Annotated in this window: 22 protein-coding genes; 10 read left to right on the top strand and 12 right to left on the bottom strand. The window is 64.6% G+C overall.

Features of this window, described 5'->3' with window-relative positions; genetic code table 11:
- Nucleotides 1–64 precede the first annotated feature (64 nt).
- The 3 genes from ACK41X_RS02615 to ACK41X_RS02605 form a co-directional block, all read right to left on the bottom strand.
- Complete coding sequence (locus ACK41X_RS02615) at nt 65–490, bottom strand: hypothetical protein (protein WP_409718971.1); 426 nt, start codon at nt 488–490, stop codon at nt 65–67.
- A gap of 163 nt (nt 491–653) precedes the next feature.
- The gene (locus tag ACK41X_RS02610) at nt 654–968 is read right to left on the bottom strand and encodes a hypothetical protein (RefSeq protein ID WP_409718970.1); all 315 of its coding nucleotides are present in this window, start codon (nt 966–968) and stop codon (nt 654–656) included.
- 187 nt (nt 969–1,155) lie between these two features.
- Nucleotides 1,156–1,398 carry a hypothetical protein gene (locus tag ACK41X_RS02605; protein WP_409718968.1) on the bottom strand — a complete coding sequence of 81 codons (243 nt, stop codon included), beginning with the start codon at nt 1,396–1,398 and terminating at the stop codon, nt 1,156–1,158.
- A gap of 475 nt (nt 1,399–1,873) precedes the next feature.
- Here ACK41X_RS02605 and ACK41X_RS02600 point away from each other — a divergent pair, with 475 nt between their 5' ends.
- From ACK41X_RS02600 to leuD, 4 genes are all read left to right on the top strand, one after another.
- Nucleotides 1,874–2,116 (top strand): hypothetical protein, encoded by a 243-nt coding sequence (locus ACK41X_RS02600; protein WP_409718966.1) that lies wholly within the window; start codon nt 1,874–1,876, stop codon nt 2,114–2,116.
- A gap of 19 nt (nt 2,117–2,135) precedes the next feature.
- Nucleotides 2,136–2,573, top strand: coding sequence for a metallopeptidase family protein (locus tag ACK41X_RS02595; RefSeq protein ID WP_409718964.1), 438 nt, complete (start codon nt 2,136–2,138; stop codon nt 2,571–2,573).
- 46 nt (nt 2,574–2,619) lie between these two features.
- Complete coding sequence (locus ACK41X_RS02590; RefSeq protein WP_409718962.1) at nt 2,620–3,018, top strand: GlcG/HbpS family heme-binding protein; 399 nt, start codon at nt 2,620–2,622, stop codon at nt 3,016–3,018.
- A 113-nt stretch (nt 3,019–3,131) separates the two neighbouring features.
- Entirely contained in the window at nt 3,132–3,737 is a 606-nt protein-coding gene (leuD, locus tag ACK41X_RS02585; RefSeq protein WP_409718960.1) for a 3-isopropylmalate dehydratase small subunit, read from the top strand.
- Nucleotides 3,738–3,838: 101 nt separating this feature from the next.
- On the opposite strand, the gene ACK41X_RS02580 is transcribed toward leuD, so the two are convergent.
- Together ACK41X_RS02580 and ACK41X_RS02575 are read right to left on the bottom strand one after the other, a co-directional pair.
- Nucleotides 3,839–4,453: a LysE family translocator gene (locus ACK41X_RS02580; protein ID WP_409718958.1), complete on the bottom strand. Its 615-nt coding sequence runs from the start codon at nt 4,451–4,453 to the stop codon at nt 3,839–3,841.
- Between the two features lie 125 nt (nt 4,454–4,578).
- Nucleotides 4,579–5,460 carry an HpcH/HpaI aldolase/citrate lyase family protein gene (locus ACK41X_RS02575; RefSeq protein ID WP_409718956.1) on the bottom strand — a complete coding sequence of 294 codons (882 nt, stop codon included), beginning with the start codon at nt 5,458–5,460 and terminating at the stop codon, nt 4,579–4,581.
- 83 nt (nt 5,461–5,543) lie between these two features.
- Here ACK41X_RS02575 and ACK41X_RS02570 point away from each other — a divergent pair, with 83 nt between their 5' ends.
- From ACK41X_RS02570 to ACK41X_RS02555, 4 genes are read left to right on the top strand one after another with little or no spacing between them, the layout of a single operon-like run.
- Nucleotides 5,544–6,281 carry a DUF429 domain-containing protein gene (locus ACK41X_RS02570; RefSeq protein ID WP_409718954.1) on the top strand — a complete coding sequence of 246 codons (738 nt, stop codon included), beginning with the start codon at nt 5,544–5,546 and terminating at the stop codon, nt 6,279–6,281.
- 51 nt (nt 6,282–6,332) lie between these two features.
- A complete protein-coding gene (locus ACK41X_RS02565; protein ID WP_409718952.1) occupies nt 6,333–7,316 on the top strand; it encodes a sodium-dependent bicarbonate transport family permease in 984 nt (327 codons plus the stop codon).
- Nucleotides 7,313–7,642 (top strand): DUF190 domain-containing protein, encoded by a 330-nt coding sequence (locus tag ACK41X_RS02560; RefSeq protein WP_409718950.1) that lies wholly within the window; start codon nt 7,313–7,315, stop codon nt 7,640–7,642. The genes ACK41X_RS02565 and ACK41X_RS02560 overlap by 4 nt, the downstream gene beginning before the upstream one ends.
- A 54-nt stretch (nt 7,643–7,696) precedes the next feature.
- Nucleotides 7,697–8,404 carry a carbonic anhydrase gene (locus ACK41X_RS02555; protein ID WP_409718948.1) on the top strand — a complete coding sequence of 236 codons (708 nt, stop codon included), beginning with the start codon at nt 7,697–7,699 and terminating at the stop codon, nt 8,402–8,404.
- A gap of 465 nt (nt 8,405–8,869) precedes the next feature.
- On the opposite strand, the gene ACK41X_RS02550 is transcribed toward ACK41X_RS02555, so the two are convergent.
- Nucleotides 8,870–9,904 (bottom strand): aspartate-semialdehyde dehydrogenase, encoded by a 1,035-nt coding sequence (locus tag ACK41X_RS02550; RefSeq protein WP_409718946.1) that lies wholly within the window; start codon nt 9,902–9,904, stop codon nt 8,870–8,872.
- Nucleotides 9,905–10,268: 364 nt separating this feature from the next.
- On the opposite strand from ACK41X_RS02550, the gene ACK41X_RS02545 reads away from it, so the two are divergent.
- Nucleotides 10,269–11,123, top strand: coding sequence for a hypothetical protein (locus ACK41X_RS02545; protein WP_409718944.1), 855 nt, complete (start codon nt 10,269–10,271; stop codon nt 11,121–11,123).
- A gap of 83 nt (nt 11,124–11,206) precedes the next feature.
- Here ACK41X_RS02545 and ACK41X_RS02540 read toward each other — a convergent pair whose 3' ends face one another.
- The 4 genes from ACK41X_RS02540 to ACK41X_RS02525 all read right to left on the bottom strand — a co-directional run bounded on the left by ACK41X_RS02540 (nt 11,207) and on the right by ACK41X_RS02525 (nt 14,334).
- Entirely contained in the window at nt 11,207–11,611 is a 405-nt protein-coding gene (locus tag ACK41X_RS02540; protein WP_409718942.1) for a hypothetical protein, read from the bottom strand.
- A 6-nt stretch (nt 11,612–11,617) separates the two neighbouring features.
- Nucleotides 11,618–12,970 (bottom strand): sulfite oxidase, encoded by a 1,353-nt coding sequence (locus ACK41X_RS02535; protein ID WP_409718940.1) that lies wholly within the window; start codon nt 12,968–12,970, stop codon nt 11,618–11,620.
- A gap of 118 nt (nt 12,971–13,088) precedes the next feature.
- Nucleotides 13,089–13,796 (bottom strand): anti-sigma factor family protein, encoded by a 708-nt coding sequence (locus tag ACK41X_RS02530; protein WP_409718938.1) that lies wholly within the window; start codon nt 13,794–13,796, stop codon nt 13,089–13,091.
- Complete coding sequence (locus tag ACK41X_RS02525) at nt 13,786–14,334, bottom strand: sigma-70 family RNA polymerase sigma factor (protein ID WP_409718936.1); 549 nt, start codon at nt 14,332–14,334, stop codon at nt 13,786–13,788. Before ACK41X_RS02525 ends, ACK41X_RS02530 begins: the two co-directional genes overlap by 11 nt.
- A gap of 136 nt (nt 14,335–14,470) precedes the next feature.
- Between ACK41X_RS02525 and ACK41X_RS02520 the strand changes: the two genes are divergently transcribed.
- Complete coding sequence (locus ACK41X_RS02520; protein WP_409718934.1) at nt 14,471–14,833, top strand: hypothetical protein; 363 nt, start codon at nt 14,471–14,473, stop codon at nt 14,831–14,833.
- A 76-nt stretch (nt 14,834–14,909) separates the two neighbouring features.
- On the opposite strand, the gene ACK41X_RS02515 is transcribed toward ACK41X_RS02520, so the two are convergent.
- Entirely contained in the window at nt 14,910–15,365 is a 456-nt protein-coding gene (locus tag ACK41X_RS02515; RefSeq protein ID WP_409718932.1) for a hypothetical protein, read from the bottom strand.
- A gap of 89 nt (nt 15,366–15,454) precedes the next feature.
- Nucleotides 15,455–16,924: a caspase family protein gene (locus ACK41X_RS02510; protein ID WP_409718930.1), complete on the bottom strand. Its 1,470-nt coding sequence runs from the start codon at nt 16,922–16,924 to the stop codon at nt 15,455–15,457.
- Nucleotides 16,925–17,077 lie beyond the last annotated feature (153 nt).

Genomic DNA, 17,077 nt, shown 5'->3' with positions numbered 1-17,077 from the left:
GCGCATCCGCATAAAAAAGGCCCGCAGCGATCAGGCTGCGGGCCTTTTGCTTTTCGGGCCAAGATTACCAGCCCCAGCGCGGTCCGAAACCGACCGTAACGACCGGCCCGCCCCAATACGGACCACCCCAGACCACCGGGCGCGGACCGAACACCACCGGACGCGGCGCCCACACCACCGGAGCCGGACCCCACCAAACCGGCGCGGGACGCCAGTAGCCGTAGCGCGGGCCCCAATACGCGCGGCGGGGCGCCCAATAAACCCGGCGAGGCCCCCAATAGGCGCGCCGGTAGACGCGGCGCGGACCGTGATAAACGCGACGCGGGCCGTAATGCCGGCGGTGATAGTGACGGCGCTGCGCCGACAATTCCAAGGCCTGCGCTTGACCGCCCGTTATTCCGGGAAGCTTTGTCCTGGTTTCGGCTTGGACGGGGGTCGACAGCGCAACAGCAAGACACCCTGCTGCCAGTACCGGCAAGAGCTTGTTCATGATCGGGCTCCCTGTGATGAGGACGCTCGCAAAGTCGACTTTTAACGTGCGACAGCGCCGTGCAGTTCACGCCGTGGACGCAGCGAAAATAAGGCCCGCCTTTCGACGGGCCTTTGATCTTTCGCAACGGAACGTGCCGTCAGAAACGTGAGGCGCGGTCCGGTCAGAACCACACGCCCAAGCGCGGTCCGCCCCAGAAGCCGAAGCTCACGCCCGGTTGATAGGGACGATAGTAGCCATACGGACGATAATAGCGATAGGGCCGGTAATAGCCGTAACGCGGAGCCCGGTAGCGATAGGGGCGGCTGTAGTGGCGGTGACGGTGCCGGTAATGCCGGCGCTGCGCGCTGATGTCGGTGTGTTCGACCTGCGCCCGGTTGGCCGCGCCTTGGGCGGCCGCAGCCGGCCCGGCATGTGCGGGCATTGCGAAGGCCGCCACAAAGCCGGCCGCGGCAATGCTTGCAAGCATGGCTTTCATACACACAACTCCTTGTTCCATTGGTCGCCTTGAGGGGCTAACGCGGAAGCGCGCCATCCGTTTCCGGCTTTCTGCGCAAGTTCCGCGTCGATATCGCAGGGCTGCGCACGTAATGTTGAGGAACAGAAAAAAACAAAAGGCCCGCCGCACGCACGGCGGGCCTGTCCAGACATGGATCGCGCTCAGGTCAGTAGTACCGATAATAGCGATACGGGCGATAATACCGGTACGGCCGGTAATAATAGCGCGGCCGGTAATACCGGCGGTACGGCCGGTAGTAGCGATAGCGGTAGTGGCGCCGGGAGCTGATTTCGTCGTGCGTCACCGCTGGCGCGGCATTACGGGCGCCGTCTGCCGCAGCGCTTGCCGGTGCCGGTGTGATCGCGATGAGAGCGCCGAACAGCGCGAGGAAGCCAATCGTCTTCAGCATGCGGTTTCTCCAGGATAAACGCCTCCTCCGCCACCATGCGCCTGAAGGCTTTCGTTATGGTTGTCCCGTCCGCGCACGGTGACAGAATATCGCAACAGCGTTAACCCCGCACCCAACGGCATCGCATCTGCGGCGTGATGACGGTTCCGCTCGGCCGGAACTCCGTTGCATACCAATCGACACATTGCCGCACATAACCGGGACCGGGCGGCGCATAGGGCCCGGGCCGCGGATAATCATAGGCCGCTGGCGGAGTCACGCGCACACGCGGGCGTTGCCGCTGCTGCGCCGAGACTTCGGTTCCCGGCCGCATCATTTCGCCCGGTGAAAGCGGTGACGCCGACGCAGTCCCGATGCCGGCGACAAGAAGGGCGGCAGCAGCAACGATTGCGGTGGGATCGTGTCTCATGATCAAACGGTTCCCCATCCGGTGCCGGAGGTCAACCCTTGTAACCCGCTGGATGCAAAACCGCCTATGGTCAAAACGATACAACCCGATCCGGACAAACAACGCGGCGCGCTTGACGACCTCGACCGGCTGCGCCGCGACCGCGACGAGCTTGGCGGCCTGCTGGGGCGCGCCGGGGCGCATTTTGGCGCCGCCGAAGCGCCGCCCGCAGACCGGATCGAGGTCTGGGGCCGGAGAATCGGCCGTACGCTGAGCTTGCTCGCCTTTGCCGCGCTCGCGGTCTATCTGTACCTCACCTATGTCCGCTGAACCGATATCCGCTGAATCGATGACTGCCGACGATCCCCATCCGCTCGCCGATCCGTTGGCCTGGCGTCCGGTGAAGGCATTGTCCCTTGAGGAGATGGAGGTCATCGCCGCCGACGTCTTCCGCAGGCTGCCGGATACGTTCCGTGCCTTGTGCGACGATGTGATCATCCGGGTCGACGATTTTCCGTCCGAAGACGTCGTCACCGAGATGCGGCTGCAGAGCGAGTTCGACATTCTCGGCCTGTTCCAGGGCGTGGGTTTGCCGTTCCGTTCGGAAAGCGCACCGTCGCAGATGCCGAATATGATCTGGCTGTATCGCCGTCCGATCCTCGATTACTGGGCCGAACACGACGAAACGCTGGGCGCGATCATCGCCCATGTGCTGATCCACGAGATCGGTCACCATTTCGGCCTGTCCGACGAGGACATGGAAGCGATCGAAGCCAGCGTGCAATAATCCCGCTCAAACAAAGTGAAAGACGCGCCATCCGGGGAGTGACACGATGCGCCAGAAGCCGTGCCTGCAATCGTCCGACGTCCACACGATGGCCGCCGCCTGCCGGGCGGAGGCCGAGAAGCACAAATGGAACGTGACGATCGCCATCGTCGACGACGCCGGTGTCCTGCTTTATCTGGACCGCATGGACGGAGCGGCTTCGACCACCGCCGAGGTCGCGGCCATGAAGGCGAAAACCTCGGCGATCACCCGGCGGCCCTCGAAATTCTGGGAAGATCGCATCAAGGACCGGCCGGCCTTCATGAATTTTCCCGGCGTGCTGCAGATCCAGGGCGGCCTGCCGATCATGCACGAGGGCGAATGCGTCGGCGCGATCGGCGTCTCGGGCGTGCAGTCGCACGAGGACGAGCAGATCGCCAAAGCGGGCATCGACGCGCTGGCCTGACGGGTCCGCCGTCCGCAGCCGCGGCGGGGCTCCTACTTGACCCCCGGCGCGGCCGCCTGCATGACATGAGCAAATCCAGGCCGCCCCGGGCGGCCGGTCAGGGACACGTCACCATGGAAAAGTTCACGGTTCTGGAAGGCGTCGCGGCGCCGCTGAAGGTGGTCAATGTCGACACCGACATGATCATCCCCAAGCAATATCTGAAGACCATCAAGCGCACGGGCCTGGGCAAGGGCCTGTTCTCCGAAAAGCGCTTCAACGACGATGGCAGCGAGAATCCGGATTTCGTGCTCAACAAGCCGGCCTATCGCAACGCCAAGATTCTGGTGGCCGGCGACAATTTCGGCTGCGGCTCCTCGCGCGAGCACGCGCCCTGGGCGCTGCTCGACTTCGGCATCCGCTGCGTGATCTCGACCTCGTTCGGTGACATTTTCTACAACAACAGCTTCAAGAACGGCATCCTGCCGATCCGGGTGACGCCGGAAGAACTCGAAAAGCTGTTCGACGATGCCGAACGCGGCGCCAATGCGACGCTGACCATCGATCTGGAGAAGCAGGAAATCCGCGGTCCGGACGGCGGCGTGATCACGTTCGACATCGATCCGCATCGCAAGCATTGCCTGCTCAACGGGCTCGACGACATCGGCCTGACCATGGTCAAGAAGGACAAGATCGACAGCTACGAGCGCAAGGTCGCCGAAGCGCGCCCTTGGATGTGACCTCTTGGTCATGCGCGGGCTTGACCCGCGCATCCATCACCTTCGCAAAAATATCCTTCTATTGATGGATTGCCGGGTCAAGCCCGGCAATGACGTCTTGGCTATCGCGTCCGGGTCAGCGCCAGCCACACACCGCCGCCGATCAGGAAGGCCCCGCTCAGCTTCGAGACCAGCCGCACCCGCGCCTGCGTGAACATCCCCCGCGCACGGCCCGTCAGAACCGCATAGGCGGCGTCGGTCACCGCAGCGGTCAGCATCGCGATCGCGCCGAGGACAATAACCTGCGCGACATAATTGCCGGACGGATCGACGAATTGCGGGATGAAGGCGCCGAAGAAGACCAGAACCTTCGGGTTCGACAGCATCACCAGAAAGCCCTGCAGGAAAAAGCCGCCGCGCGGCTTCGGTGTTTGTCCCGGCTCGTCGAGTTTGCCGGAGGAGCGCCACATCCGGATGCCGATCCAGATCAGGTAGGCCGCACCGAGAAAGCGGACCCAGTCGAACCAGTGCCCCATGGTCTCGATCACGGACGCGAGCCCGATCACCAACACGGCGACGAATACCGCAAGGCCGGCCTGCGTGCCGGCGACATTGGCGAGCCCCGCACGCGTGCCATGCGTCAGCGAATTGGCGACGATCAGCGTCACGGTCGGACCTGGCACCAGCGTGAACACGATGCAGGCGAGCAGATAGGCGGCAAGCAATTCGAGGGACATGGTGCTGTTTCTCTTTGTGAAGGTGCCAGCCTCAAACTCCGCTCATTCCCGCGAAAGCGGGAATCCAGAATCTTGCGCTGGGTCCCCGCCTTCGCGGGGACGAGCGGATGATCTGGTGACGCTTGTCATTGACCCCTCGCCGCGATCGCATCTGCGATCGCGACCGTGCGCCGGGCGATATCGGCATGCATGCGCTCGACCATGCGGCCGTCCAGCATGATCGCGCCCTTGTCGGCATTCTCCGGCAGATCGAACGCGGCGATGAACGTGCGCGCCTGCGCGATCTCCGCCTCGCTCGGCGAGAACGCGTGATTGCACGGCTCGATCTGGTTCGGATGGATCAGCGTCTTGCCGTCCATGCCGAGATCGCGGCCCTGCTCGCATTCGGCGACAAAGCCTTCGGCATTGCCGATGTCGTTATAGACGCCGTCGAGAATCGCGATGCCGTAAGCGCGCGCCGCCAGCACGCAGGTCGTCAGCCAGGGCAGCATCGGCGCGCGGCCGGGGATAAGCTTTGCCGACGTTTCCTTGGCGAGATCGTTGGTGCCGAGCACGAAGCCCGACAGCCGCGTCTCGGAATCGCGTGCGGCCGCGGCGATGTCGGCAATGTTGAGGATCGCGAACGGTGTCTCGATCATCGCCCAGATGCGGGTCTTGTGATCGGTGCCCATGTCGAGCAGGCGTTTTCCGATCATCTCCAGCTGCGTGGAATTGTTGATCTTGGGAATAAGGATGGCGTCCGGCGCCGCGGCAGCCGCCGCCATCATGTCCTCGGCATGCCACGGCGTATCGATGCCGTTGACGCGGATGAAGACCTCGCGCGAGCCGAAACCGCCCTGCTTGACCGCCGCCGCCACCTGGTCGCGCGCGGCCACCTTGGCATCCGGCGCCACTGCATCTTCGAGATCGATGATGATGCCGTCGGCAGGCAATGTTCGCGCCTTCTCGATGGCGCGGGCATTCGAGCCCGGCATATACAGGACGGATCGGCGCGGTCGGATCGTCATTATCCCCCCCCCCCTCGGTTCCGCAAAAGCCTAGCGAGACGGCCAATCTCATGCCAGCGTCAGCCATGAACGACAATGGTCGAATGAACGAAGACGATATCTGGCTTGCCGGGGTGGACGGCTGCCGCGCCGGCTGGGTTGTGACGCTGGTGCGGCCGGGCGGTGACGAGGCGCGGGTCCAGGTCGAGGTACAGTTCGCGGATATCCTGTCTGCACCCGAGAAGCCTGCAATCATCGCCGTCGACATGCCGGTCGGCTTGCCCGAGCGCACTGGCGCTGGCGGGCGCGCGGCCGAGAATGCGGTCCGCCCGCTGCTCGGCGCGCGCCAATCGGCGGTATTCTCGGTGCCCTCGCGCGCCGCGATGGCTGAGACCGATTACCGCGACGCCTGCGCCGTTGCGCTTGCCACCTCCGATCCGCCGCGCAAGATTTCGAAGCAGCTTTTCATGATCGCACCAAAAATCCGCGCGATCGATTCCTGCCTGCGCGACGACGCCGCGGCCGCCGCGCGCGTCTTCGAGGTGCATCCGGAAGTCGCGTTCTGGCGGCTGAACGGCGAACGGGCGCTGAGCGAACCGAAGAAGATCAAGGGCAAACCCTACGGTCCCGGCCTTGACCTGCGCCGAGGATTGCTGCGCGCCGCGGGAATGCCGCCCGCACTCGTCGATTCCGCAGCACCCGCGGGTGCGGCCGCCGACGATCTGCTCGACGCCTTTGCCTGCGCCGCCATTGCGCGCCGCATTCATGCCGGGCTCGCGCAGCCGTTCCCCGACCCGCCGCCGGTAGACCGCTACGGCTTGCCGATGGCGATCTGGGCGTGATAACCGGCTCGGCCGCCGCAAGCCTTGCAACGCGGCGTTTTGGAGCGCCCCTTGAGCGACGTTCTCGGCCTTGCTGCACAGAACCTTCTCTCGCCGATGGTTCTGTTTTTCGTTCTGGGCCTCCTCGCCGCGCTTTCAAAATCCGATCTTGCCGTTCCCGAAGCAATCGCCAAAGGCATCGCGCTCTATCTGATGCTGGCGATCGGCTTCAAGGGCGGCGTGCAGGTCGCTCTCTCCGGCGTCGATCTGCGCATGGCGGGCGCGATCCTTGGCGGCATTGCGCTCTCCATCATCATCCCGGTCATCGCGTTCTTCATCCTGCGAGTCACGAGTTCGCTGTCGGCGATCGACGCCGCTGCCACCGCAGCGCATTACGGCTCGATCTCGATCGTGACCTTCATCGCCGGTACGCAAGCCTTGCAGGCGATGGGGCTTTCATTCGAAGGCTATCTGGTCGCCGTGGCCGCGAGCATGGAGGCGCCGGCCATCGTGGTCGCGCTCCTGCTGGCGCGCCGCTATTCGCGCAGCGCCGACGACGAACCGCTCGGCCGCGTGCTGCGCGAAGTCGCCGGCAATCCGTCCATTGTCATGCTGGTCGGCGCTTTCGTCATCGGCTGGATCACCGGCGCGCGCGGCAACGACATGATCAAGCCCTTCATCGGCGATCTGTTTCTCGGCGTGCTCTGCCTGTTTCTGCTGGACATGGGGTTGGTCGCCGGGCGCGGCATGCGCGAGGGCCGGCGCTTCCTCACCGCGCCCGTTATTGCCTTTGCGCTCTACATGCCACTGATCAGCGCGGCCCTGACGCTGCCGCTCTGCCTCATGATCGGCCTGTCGGCGGGGGGCGCGGCGCTGCTGATGACGCTCGCGGCATCTGCGTCCTATATCGCCGTGCCGGCCGCGATGCGGCTCGCCCTGCCGCAGGCCAATGCGTCGATTTATCTGACGCTGTCTCTTGGGGTTACCTTCCCCTTCAATCTGATGCTGGGCATTCCGATCTATGTCTGGATCGCGCAGGCCGCGATCGGGTCGTGACAGACGAGGCCGCGATGGAGATGCACGCCAAGAAACGGGTCGAGATCGTGGTCGAGGCGCCGCTCCTGAACCGGATGCTCGCCTTGCTGGATGAGGCCAATGTCTCCGGCTATACCGTTCTGCCGGCCATTGCCGGACGCGGCCATCACGGCCCCTGGAACCGCGAGGGCCTGGCGACCGATGCCGGCCGGATGGTGGTCGTCGTGCTGATCGTCGGCCCCGATGTCGTGCCCGGCCTGATGGACAAGATCTTTCCGCTGATCGCCCGGCAGATTGCGATCGTCACGGTGTCCGACGTTGAGGTCGTTCGCGGTGACCGATTCTGACACCGCCTTCGGCGGCGTTGATTTCGGCTGCCGCATGCCATATCCGGACCGGCCATGAGCTCCGTTCCGAATGGCGGCCAGACCGCGCCCATGAGTTTTCCGCCGCGCCTGATCGAGGGTTACGCGCACTTCGCCGGCGGCCGCCTGCGCGAGGAGCAAGCCCGCTATCGCGAATTGTCGGAAATCGGCCAGTCGCCGGAGATCATGGTGATCGGCTGCTGCGACTCGCGGGTTTCACCCGAGGTGATTTTCGACGCCAAGCCCGGCGAATTGTTCGTGGTGCGCAACGTTGCCAATCTGGTGCCGCCCTATACGCCGGACGGCGCGCAGCGCGCGGTGTCGGCGGCACTTGAATTTGCGGTGCAGGCGCTGAAGGTCAAGCACATCGTGGTGCTCGGTCATGCCCAATGCGGCGGCATCCGCGCCTTTGCGGAAGAGAGCAAGCCGCTGTCGCCGGGCGACTTTATCGGCCGCTGGATGGAGATGATCGCACCGGCGGCGCAGATGCTCGGACCGCGGGGCGACGAACCGATGGGCACTTATCTCGCGCGGCTGGAGCAGGCGTCGATGATCAAGACACTCGACAACCTGATGACGTTTCCCTGCGTGCGCATTCTGGTCGAGCGCGGCAAGCTGCACCTGCACGCCGCCTATTTCGGTGTCGCGACCGGCGGACTTTCGGTGCTCGACCGGGAAAGCGGTGCGTTCATGCCGGTAACGCAGGCCGACCACGCAAGCGCGCTGGCAACGCCGCGGTTTTGAGGAAGCGTCATTCCGGGGCTCGCGCGAAGCGCGAGAGCGGCTTGACAATATTCCTAGAAGGATTATAGTCCGATCGTCCCGCTCGACGAGGGGCGTCTTCCGGAGGCGTCTTGAAGGCGGAGCGGGATGCGGCGCCCGCGCGCCGGCTCAAACGTGGAGCCGGTTCCCGGGTGGCTCCGGGGCCCCGCCCTGCCGGCACTACGACCGGTGTGCGAGGAGCTCGCTAGATGCGTCGGGCTTCAGGGCCAGACGCTGGAAGCGCGGCCCGGAGTTGGCGGAAACGGATGGATTTCCGTCAGAACGCCGCCGATGGTGCGCCGAGAGGTGAGCCGCGTCGCGCAAGCGGTGCGGCGAAACGGACTGCCCGCGCCTCCCGGCGCGCCGTCCCCCTCTTTTATGGCTCGGACGCTGCAACACGCGCGTCGCGAGAACGGCTTGCTGTTTGAAATCTGAATCCGGTGGCCGTTACGCCGCCTTTTTCTTCGCCTCGATCAGCTTGCGATTGATCAGGCTCTCGGCGATCTGAATCGCGTTCAGCGCCGCACCCTTGCGCAGATTGTCCGACACGCACCACAGCACGAGGCCGTGCTCCACGGTCGGGTCTTCGCGCACGCGGCTGACATAGGTCGCATCGTCGCCCGCCGCCTCGTACGGCGTCGCGTAGCCGCCATTCTCGCGCTTGTCGACGACGAGGACGCCCGGCGCCTTGCGCAGGATCTCGTGCGCCTGATCGACGGTGATCTCGTTCTCGAACTCGATATTCACCGCTTCGGAATGGCCGATAAAGACCGGCACGCGCACGCAGGTGGCGGAAAGCTTGATCTTCGGATCGAGAATCTTCTTGGTCTCGACCACCATCTTCCACTCTTCCTTGGTGGAGCCGTCATCCATGAACACGTCGATATGCGGGATGACGTTGAAGGCGATGCGCTTGGTGAATTTCTTCACTTCGAGTTCGCCGAGCGAATAGACCGCCTTGGTCTGGCGGTCGAGTTCGTCCATGCCGTCCTTGCCGGCGCCGGACACCGATTGATAGGTCGAGACCACGACGCGCTTGATCTTCGCCGCGTCGTGCAAGGGCTTCAGCACCACGACGAGCTGCGCGGTCGAGCAGTTCGGATTGGCGATGATGCCTTTCTTGCGGAAGCCCGTGATCGCATCGGCATTCACCTCCGGCACGATCAGCGGCACGTCGGCGTCGTAGCGCCAGGCCGACGAGTTATCGATCACCACCGCGCCCTGCGCCGCGATCTTCGGCGACCATTCCTTCGACACCGAACCGCCGGCCGACATCAGGCAGATATCGACGCTGGAAAAATCGTAATGTTCGAGTGCGGTCGCTTTCAGCGTTTTTTCACCATAGGAGACCTCGACGCCCTGCGAGCGGCGCGAGGCGATGGCGACGACTTCGTCGGCCGGAAACCGGCGCTCGGCCAGGATATCGAGCATTTCGCGGCCCACATTCCCGGTGGCGCCGACCACTGCGACCTTGTAACCCATCGTTCACTCTCCGAGGGAAAATTGCCGGTATTTCGCTGCGGCAGAAACCCGGACGGAGGCGCTTCTAAGCGAGAAAGACAGCCGTGACAACGCCGGCCTGAAAGGCCGCCGAGGGAGGCTGTTTTTGGGGGCCGTCCATTCGCAATACGGGGCCGGGCGCGCTCCGCAGGAGCCGCGTGCGCCCGCCGCTTCCATGGGCAGCGGCACCGTGCTGCCCCTGCGTCTGGCCGCGCTCCGCAGCGCGGCATGGCGGCGGGCGGCCATTCTGCGGCTCCGTAGCCGTCTGCTTCTCGGAGACCTTGCGCAACGGATTCCGGTTGCCAGCGATCGGGCGTCCGCAGGCCTTGACCGGCTCGCATTGGCCATGCGGTCCCTGAGCGTGCAGGCCGTCCGCGCCGCCCTGCGTGCAATCGAGTGGCGGCGCGTCGCCCTGGTCGCGAGCGAGCCTTTCGTCCTGCCGGGTGAATTTCGCGCGGCGATGGTGCGCATCCTCGCCTATCTCGGCGCGATCGGGGCCATGTCGCTGATTGCTGCGGAATTCGTCAGGGAACGCCATGCGGTCGAAATCGCCGAGCCACCGGCGCGGCCGGCCTGGATCGAGGTCGACAAGCCGTGGCCAGCCTTCCAGGTCGCGGTGCCGGGCTTCGGCGAGGAGGACGGCCACTACGCCATTCGCCGGCATCCCGCAGGCGGAGGCCGCAAGGATATCATCTCGTTCGGCGAACTTGGGCGCACACAACGCTTCGTCAGCGTCGAAATCTACCGCGCAGGGGGAGAAATCGGCGACTTCGGGCGCGCCGCGGACGAAGTTCGCGCGATGGCATCCGAGCATGGCCGGGTCAACACCCTCACGACCGCGATGCCGATACCCAGCAAATTCGGTATGTTGCAGACATTCGAATTCGCGATCGGCCCGTTCAATGCTTACCACTGCATCGGCTTTGTTCGCAGCTTCGATGCGCCGCGTGCTCAGATCGGCGGCATCTCCTGCAACATGAAGCTGCTGGTCGACCGTTCGGCGATGTCCTGCGCACTCGACCGCCTGACCCTGATATCCGCGGGCAGCGATCCGGAAATCGCGCGCCTGTTCGCACAGGCCGAGCTCAAGCGCAGCTTCTGCGGCCAGCGTGACCATCTGCTCTACGCGACACCGAAACGGCCCGACATGGCAAGTTCGGTGATCCGCAAGCCGCGGCTGCGCGGACGCATCAGCCGCTGAGCCGTCGCGCGCTTGCGAACCGGCCTTGCAGCCTGCGGCGTGGCAAGCGGAACGCAAGCGATCAGGGCCGAACGGCGAAAGCGCTAGTTCAGGAACGGATTGGGACTTTCTCGGCCGCCGGGGCGCGTCCGCGGCGGATAATGCTGCTCAAGATAATCAAGGATCAGTTTGCGGTCCTCGCCTTCGATCTGGTTCATGCCGTGCTTGGTGGTCATCCAGTTGAGCGAGTCGTCCCACTGGGCGCGTGTCAGGCCCTGCTGCGCGACGATCTTGAAGCCGTGACATGGCGTACAGGAATAGAAGGTCTCGTCGCGGCCCGGACCGGCAGGCAAATCCTCGGGCGTTTCGTCGGTCGGGGTAAAGGTGCGTTGCTGTTGTTGGCTGAGCGCCGCCAAAGGAGTCCAGCAAAGAGCCCCGACCGCCAGCATGCAGAGAAGCCGCCACGCGATGCGCGCGGCGGCTCCCTCGTTGAATTGTCGCAGCTTCATTCGCGATCAACCCACCAGCACCCGAACGCGATGCATCGGGTTCGCACCATAACCTTGAGGGTTCCAGAAGCCTGCAACATGCGGCTGTGCGACGCCTTGGGAATCGGTGCCGCGGGTCCAGATTTCGTAATAGCCGTCGGATGGCAGCTTGACGGTCGCGGTCCAGCGTTGCCAGTCGTATTTGTTTTTCGGCTTTTCGAGCTGGGCCGGATGCCAGGTCGCGCCGTAATCGGTCGAGACATCGACCTGCTTCACCTCGTGGTCGCCTGCCCAGGATGCGCCACGCAATTTCACCTCACGGGTGCCGGCGGGAATTTTGGTGCCATCCGAGGGATTGGTGATGATGGAGCGAATCGGCATCGACTCCAAGTCTTTGAAATTGTCGGGATCGGGCTTGCCCCCCGGTACCATCGGCTTGATCGTGACACGATACGACGTGCCGCCCATGCCCTGGCCGTCATGCACCTTGTCCCGGATCCAGATGCGGTTGAGCCATTTCGCCGACACCGAACCCGGCCAGCCGCCGATGATGAGGCGCACCGGCCCGCCATGGATGTTTTCCAGCGGCTTGCCGTTCATGTTCCAGACGATCAGGTTGTTCTCGTCCATCAGCTTCTTGATCGGCACCCCGCGCGAGATTGCGACGCGCGCCGGATCGCCGGACAAATGCGGATCGGCGCCGTAATGACCGCTGAATACCGCCGATGGCTTCACGCCCGCGGCTTTCAGCACATCGGCAACCCGCACCCCGGTCCATTCCGCGCAGCCGACACCGCCATTGGTCCATTGATTGCCGCGCGCCTGCGGCGTGAAGAACGAGCGGCCATTGCCGCCGCATTCCAGCACCATGCGGCGAGTCACCGGCGTAAACCGCGTTTTGAGGTCGCCGAGCGCGATCTCCATGGGCTTGTCGACTTCACCGTCGATCTTGATGGTCCACTTGTCGGCGTCCTTGGCCGGCTCCGGGAGCTGGCCGTTGTTGCGGATGAAGAATTTCTCGAACGGCGTGGTGTCGTCATCGAGCAGATGCTCAGGTGTTTCCGCCACCAGCGGTTTTTCGCCAATGACGACCAGGCCTTTGTCCTTGCCGGGGAAATCGAGATAGGTCGGTCCTTTTGGGGCAGCCGCTGCGGGTGCCGGCGGCTTGTCCTGCGCGCGCGCCGCCGGGATCAGCCCGCCCGGCATATTGGCGGCAAATGGTATGGAGCCGCCGACCGCGGCGCCCATCGCCGCAAGACCCGCTCCCCCGAGAAAGCCGCGGCGGTCGACTCCAGCCTTGCGCCCGAATACCACCGCGTCCGCCCGCTCCGGATCGTCGGCGTAAAGTTCCTCAATCGATCGTTCGATTTTCCCCGGCATTGGTCGTTCTCCCTGTGATGCCGCACAACGCGGCCTCCGGTCTGTCGCAATCGCCATTGCGCAAACCGTGAGCGGAAGAAACGAGCGGCGGCCCGAAATTATTCCACCGCGCGCGCGATTATCCGACGCAGGGCGGCGCATCGCGGCGCGCCTCCCGCAGCCTTTCCGGGTTCGGCCCGGCCAATGCGCGGGTTTGACGCTCGGCCGCCTCGGCAACCACCGCAAAGCGGTGCGACGGCATGCCAAATGCCAGCAATTCGTAGACCGCGGCGCTGTCGGACCATTGATGCCTGTGCGTCGATTGCGGCGCAACAATTGGCGCCGAGCCGTGCGGCCGCACATGCAACTCGAGCCGGCACCCGCGCGGCCCGACATAGACCGCGACCAGGTGGTCGAGCGGGCGGCCCGCCTCGCCATCGACGCGTAACAATCTCAGTCCTGCGGCGCTGAGATCCGGCACCATCGGACGGCTGTCGAGCGAGACCGGCCGAACCGCGCCATGATCCAGAGCCGCGTCGAGCTGCCGTGGAGCCGGATGAGCCACGTACCATTGCACAACCGCCGCGCCGGTGAGCAACGCAGCCAAGGTTGCGGCAGCCGCTGCCGGCCAAGTGGTGCGCCGCGGCCGCATTGCGATACGCGGTGGCCGGGCAGCGTCGGCGTAGCCGGCAAGGCCCGCACGCAGCTGCGCCAGTGTCGCGTGGGCGCGCGCCAAGGCCGGGTCGGCCGCGATTCGCGCCGCCATCCGGGCATGCGCGTCCGGCGTCAACTCGCCGTCGACGAAGGCGTTCAGCGCCTCAAGGTCTTCGGTTCGATCAGCGGCCATGGCTCGACTTCAGCGGGCGGACGGTGTTGCTGGAAATGGCTGCAAGCAGCATGCCGCGGGCCCGGGTAATGCGGCTCATTACCGTCCCGTCGGGGATCTGCAACAGGTCGGCGGCCTCGCCATAGCTGAAACCTGCGATGTCAATCAAGGCGATGATCTCGCGATGGTCGCGGGACAGGGCCGAAAGCCCCTGCTCCACGGTGATCTTTGCAATCCAGGCATCGTCGAAATTGAAAACCACCGGCATTGCCTGGGCTGCGGCCGCATCGTCCGCGATCGGCGTGCGCTTCTGTCGCCGCAGCTCGTCCAGCGCGGCATTGCGCACGATCTTGAAGAGCCAGGCGCGGTAGGCGGGTGGGTCAGCCGGTACCCGACGCGCCGCCAAGGCCCGCGAGGCGGCTTCCTGAACCAGATCGTTGGCGGCATCGTGGTCGTTGAGCAGCACGCGGGCGAACGCGGTCAGCCGCGGCAGCAGGTCAGGAAGTTGCCGATGTTTGCCCATTGGGTGGTTCCGGCCAGAGCCGGAACGGTGGCGCAAGTCCCGGCCGTGGTCAATTTGCCACGCATCCGGACTGGGGCGCGCCGGCCGCGGCGTGCTGCCGCCTAATCGCTTGTTGCAGTGAACCAAAGCCGCGTAAACTGAGTTGAAACCGGAATCGGATAACAGGACGGATATGCGCCCGACCCTCCTTGGCTCCCTGACTGCGGCCGCGATCGGCGGCGCCCTGCTGCTCACGACCGATGCGGCGGACGCCCAGAGTCGCAATCGCAGCGACGATATGTTCCTGTATTCGGCCCAGCAGCGCGAGGCCAAGCACCGGACCCGTCCGCGCGTCGTGGTGCGGCAGCGCTCCTATCTCGATCCCGGACCGGAATTGCTGCCGGGCGAATACAAGTATCGCGAATATGCCGAGCCTTACGGCTATTCCGCGCTGGACAACGCAAATCCAAACCTTACCTGGAATCGGAATCCGCTGAATGGACCGTTCGATACGCCCGGCGGCCGGCCATGGCCGGGCCGCGTCGACTGGTGGTAAGCCGACAGCGATTCGCGGCTTTGAGAAAAGCGCGGGCAACGTTCCCGCGCTTTTTTGTTTTTTCAGGAAAGCGGTTTCACCGGCGGACAGCGGTCCATCGACCGGTACAGCCATCTTGGGTTCTAAAACCTCCCGAGGCGCGATTGCCGGAAATCTGGCCCCAGCCGACCGACACCGCTGTCGCCGTCCGAACCTTTCCGGTGCTGCTCACCGAACCGGTGACACCGCCGCCACTGATACGGCCTCCGGAAACAATCGCGGTCCCCGGCACGCCGCCGCAGCCGATATTCGTGACCTGCCAGACGCCATCGTAGTTGGCCGGACGGCGCGGCGGCGCCGCACGTTTTGGCTCCGGCGCAGCGCTCGACGGCGGCGCGGCCCGCGGCGGATCGCGATCGCCCGAGACCGATTTTTCCTGCACGCCGATCGAACCGCCCATGCTGCCCTGCGCCTGCGCGGGCAGCGGCTCACACAGCCACAGCGCCAGAGCGGCCACCGGGACGGAAGCTTTAGCCAACAAATCGAACGTCATCCCAATGCGATCTCCCAACTTGCCTGCTCAAAAACCAGGAAACGAAAATGCGGCGCGGTGCTCACCCGGTTTCGGATTGATGGCGTGGCTCAGCGTGCAGCCATCCGGCCGTCACCATCCGCGCATGACGCGGCGATGATCCGGCATGGCTTGCCGCGCTTGCCGCAATCGCCGAGCGCTGCATCCTTCGCCCGCTGAAGATCATCGCGTGTCGACAGCGCCCAGCTGGCGTCGGACGATGCGAAGGCGCCGCAGGAGGTTCCGAAGAAGCTGACTTCGATGGCGCATGAATCGGCTCCACAGGTCTTGCGGGCGTCGTCGACCGCGGCCCTGCGCGTCTGATGATCCCACGACATCCCCCACCGGCCATCGGCTTTGCTGTAGACGATCGCGCCCCATGGCTTCAGTCCGCCAAGATCGCGCAGCCGGTTCAGAATACCGCGAGTCGGAATGCCGGTTTGTGCGAGATTGATCCTGCTCTCGAACTGACGGATCGCCGCGCGCATTCTCTCACCGGATGCGTCGACATCGGTATCGAAATTCAGTTCATACAGACGCTCGTTAATTTCGCGCAGCAGGCCCGCTTCGCTGAGCGGCGTCTTCTCATCCGGAGCGATCGGTAGGGCCGCCGCCTGCCTCACTTCCTGCAAATTGATTTTGGCAATCTCGGCGAATGTCCCGTTCGGATAGCGGCGCAGATATGCCTCGAACAATTGCGGATTCTTGCTGTGCTGGATCGAGTTCCAGAAGGCGACCTCCAGTCCGGCCTGATCGGGCGCCGTGATCGATCCCGGTTTGACCGGCTTGAAATAGAACTGCCCGGTGAGCGAAGAATGTTCCCATGGAACCTGCTTGCCGCCGGTCGTCTTCAGCACCTCGTTGCGCACCGAAATCATGACTTCGCTCAGCGGAAGGCCGGGCTGCTCGATCACGGTCAGCAGCGCCGAGGTGAACGGGCTGTTACGGCCCTCGCCGTCGAGCGCCACATTGCCGGGCTGCGTGGCGAAAGCGATCAGCGAACCGATTCCGGATTCGATCTGAGCGAGCCCGCGGCCGACCGCGGCGGAGCGGGTTCCACGCGACAGCGCTGCACCGAGCGGGTTGTCACGGCAGGCGTCGAGAAACACGATGCTGGTCTTGGCCTGCCCTTCCATGAAGGACATGACCCGGTTCAGATCGATCGACCCGAATTCCAGGTCCGCCTGGGTCTCAATCCTGGCATCGACGGGGAGGAGATAGTTCTTGCCGCCGACCTGGAGTCCATGGCCGGCGTAGAACAGCAGCGCCACATCGGAACCTTCGACCTTCTGGGAGAAGGATCTGAGGATGTCGCGCATGCCGTCGTGACTGAGGTCGATACCGCGCAGGACGTCGAAGCCGAGCCGCTGCAAGGCGGCCGCCACGTCATTCGCATCGTTGGCGGGATTCTTCAGATGCGCCGAATGCTTGTAGCCACCATTGCCGATCACGAGGGCGACGCGCTTCTGGGCAGTTGCAGGTTCCGCAGACAGAAACGCGCCGAATAGCAGCGCGGAGAGAAATGCGGCCAGGCGAATCAACGGACTGTCCCTCAAATCGCTGTTGCAATCCGGTGGGACTATACCGGCTGGATCGCGGGCAGGCGAGTCGTCATCCGGACTCGAACCTAAGAACAGATGCCTCTGGAACCGCACGATTCGAACAAGGCGCGGCATGTCCCGCGCGGCCTCGCT

Source organism: Pseudorhodoplanes sp. (genome assembly GCF_046289595.1).
Classification (GTDB): Bacteria; Pseudomonadota; Alphaproteobacteria; order Rhizobiales; family Xanthobacteraceae; genus Pseudorhodoplanes.
The sequence above is the reverse complement of the archived record's forward strand: the minus strand, read 5'-3'. Positions and strand labels throughout refer to the sequence as shown.

What these genes read in the sequence shown, in the direction of transcription:
- ACK41X_RS02610 (WP_409718970.1), bottom strand. Translation starts at nt 968, where the DNA reads ATGAAAGCCATGCTTGCAAGCATTGCCGCGGCCGGCTTTGTGGCGGCC.
- ACK41X_RS02595 (WP_409718964.1), top strand. Translation starts at nt 2,136, where the DNA reads ATGACTGCCGACGATCCCCATCCGCTCGCCGATCCGTTGGCCTGGCGT.
- ACK41X_RS02550 (WP_409718946.1), bottom strand. Translation starts at nt 9,904, where the DNA reads ATGGGTTACAAGGTCGCAGTGGTCGGCGCCACCGGGAATGTGGGCCGC.
- ACK41X_RS02580 (WP_409718958.1), bottom strand. Translation starts at nt 4,453, where the DNA reads ATGTCCCTCGAATTGCTTGCCGCCTATCTGCTCGCCTGCATCGTGTTC.
- ACK41X_RS02600 (WP_409718966.1), top strand. Translation starts at nt 1,874, where the DNA reads ATGGTCAAAACGATACAACCCGATCCGGACAAACAACGCGGCGCGCTT.
- ACK41X_RS02590 (WP_409718962.1), top strand. Translation starts at nt 2,620, where the DNA reads ATGCGCCAGAAGCCGTGCCTGCAATCGTCCGACGTCCACACGATGGCC.
- ACK41X_RS02515 (WP_409718932.1), bottom strand. Translation starts at nt 15,365, where the DNA reads ATGACGTTCGATTTGTTGGCTAAAGCTTCCGTCCCGGTGGCCGCTCTG.
- ACK41X_RS02615 (WP_409718971.1), bottom strand. Translation starts at nt 490, where the DNA reads ATGAACAAGCTCTTGCCGGTACTGGCAGCAGGGTGTCTTGCTGTTGCG.
- ACK41X_RS02520 (WP_409718934.1), top strand. Translation starts at nt 14,471, where the DNA reads ATGCGCCCGACCCTCCTTGGCTCCCTGACTGCGGCCGCGATCGGCGGC.
- ACK41X_RS02530 (WP_409718938.1), bottom strand. Translation starts at nt 13,796, where the DNA reads ATGGCCGCTGATCGAACCGAAGACCTTGAGGCGCTGAACGCCTTCGTC.
- ACK41X_RS02555 (WP_409718948.1), top strand. Translation starts at nt 7,697, where the DNA reads ATGAGCTCCGTTCCGAATGGCGGCCAGACCGCGCCCATGAGTTTTCCG.
- ACK41X_RS02575 (WP_409718956.1), bottom strand. Translation starts at nt 5,460, where the DNA reads ATGACGATCCGACCGCGCCGATCCGTCCTGTATATGCCGGGCTCGAAT.
- leuD (WP_409718960.1), top strand. Translation starts at nt 3,132, where the DNA reads ATGGAAAAGTTCACGGTTCTGGAAGGCGTCGCGGCGCCGCTGAAGGTG.
- ACK41X_RS02605 (WP_409718968.1), bottom strand. Translation starts at nt 1,398, where the DNA reads ATGCTGAAGACGATTGGCTTCCTCGCGCTGTTCGGCGCTCTCATCGCG.
- ACK41X_RS02540 (WP_409718942.1), bottom strand. Translation starts at nt 11,611, where the DNA reads ATGAAGCTGCGACAATTCAACGAGGGAGCCGCCGCGCGCATCGCGTGG.
- ACK41X_RS02545 (WP_409718944.1), top strand. Translation starts at nt 10,269, where the DNA reads ATGCGGTCCCTGAGCGTGCAGGCCGTCCGCGCCGCCCTGCGTGCAATC.
- ACK41X_RS02570 (WP_409718954.1), top strand. Translation starts at nt 5,544, where the DNA reads ATGAACGAAGACGATATCTGGCTTGCCGGGGTGGACGGCTGCCGCGCC.
- ACK41X_RS02535 (WP_409718940.1), bottom strand. Translation starts at nt 12,970, where the DNA reads ATGCCGGGGAAAATCGAACGATCGATTGAGGAACTTTACGCCGACGAT.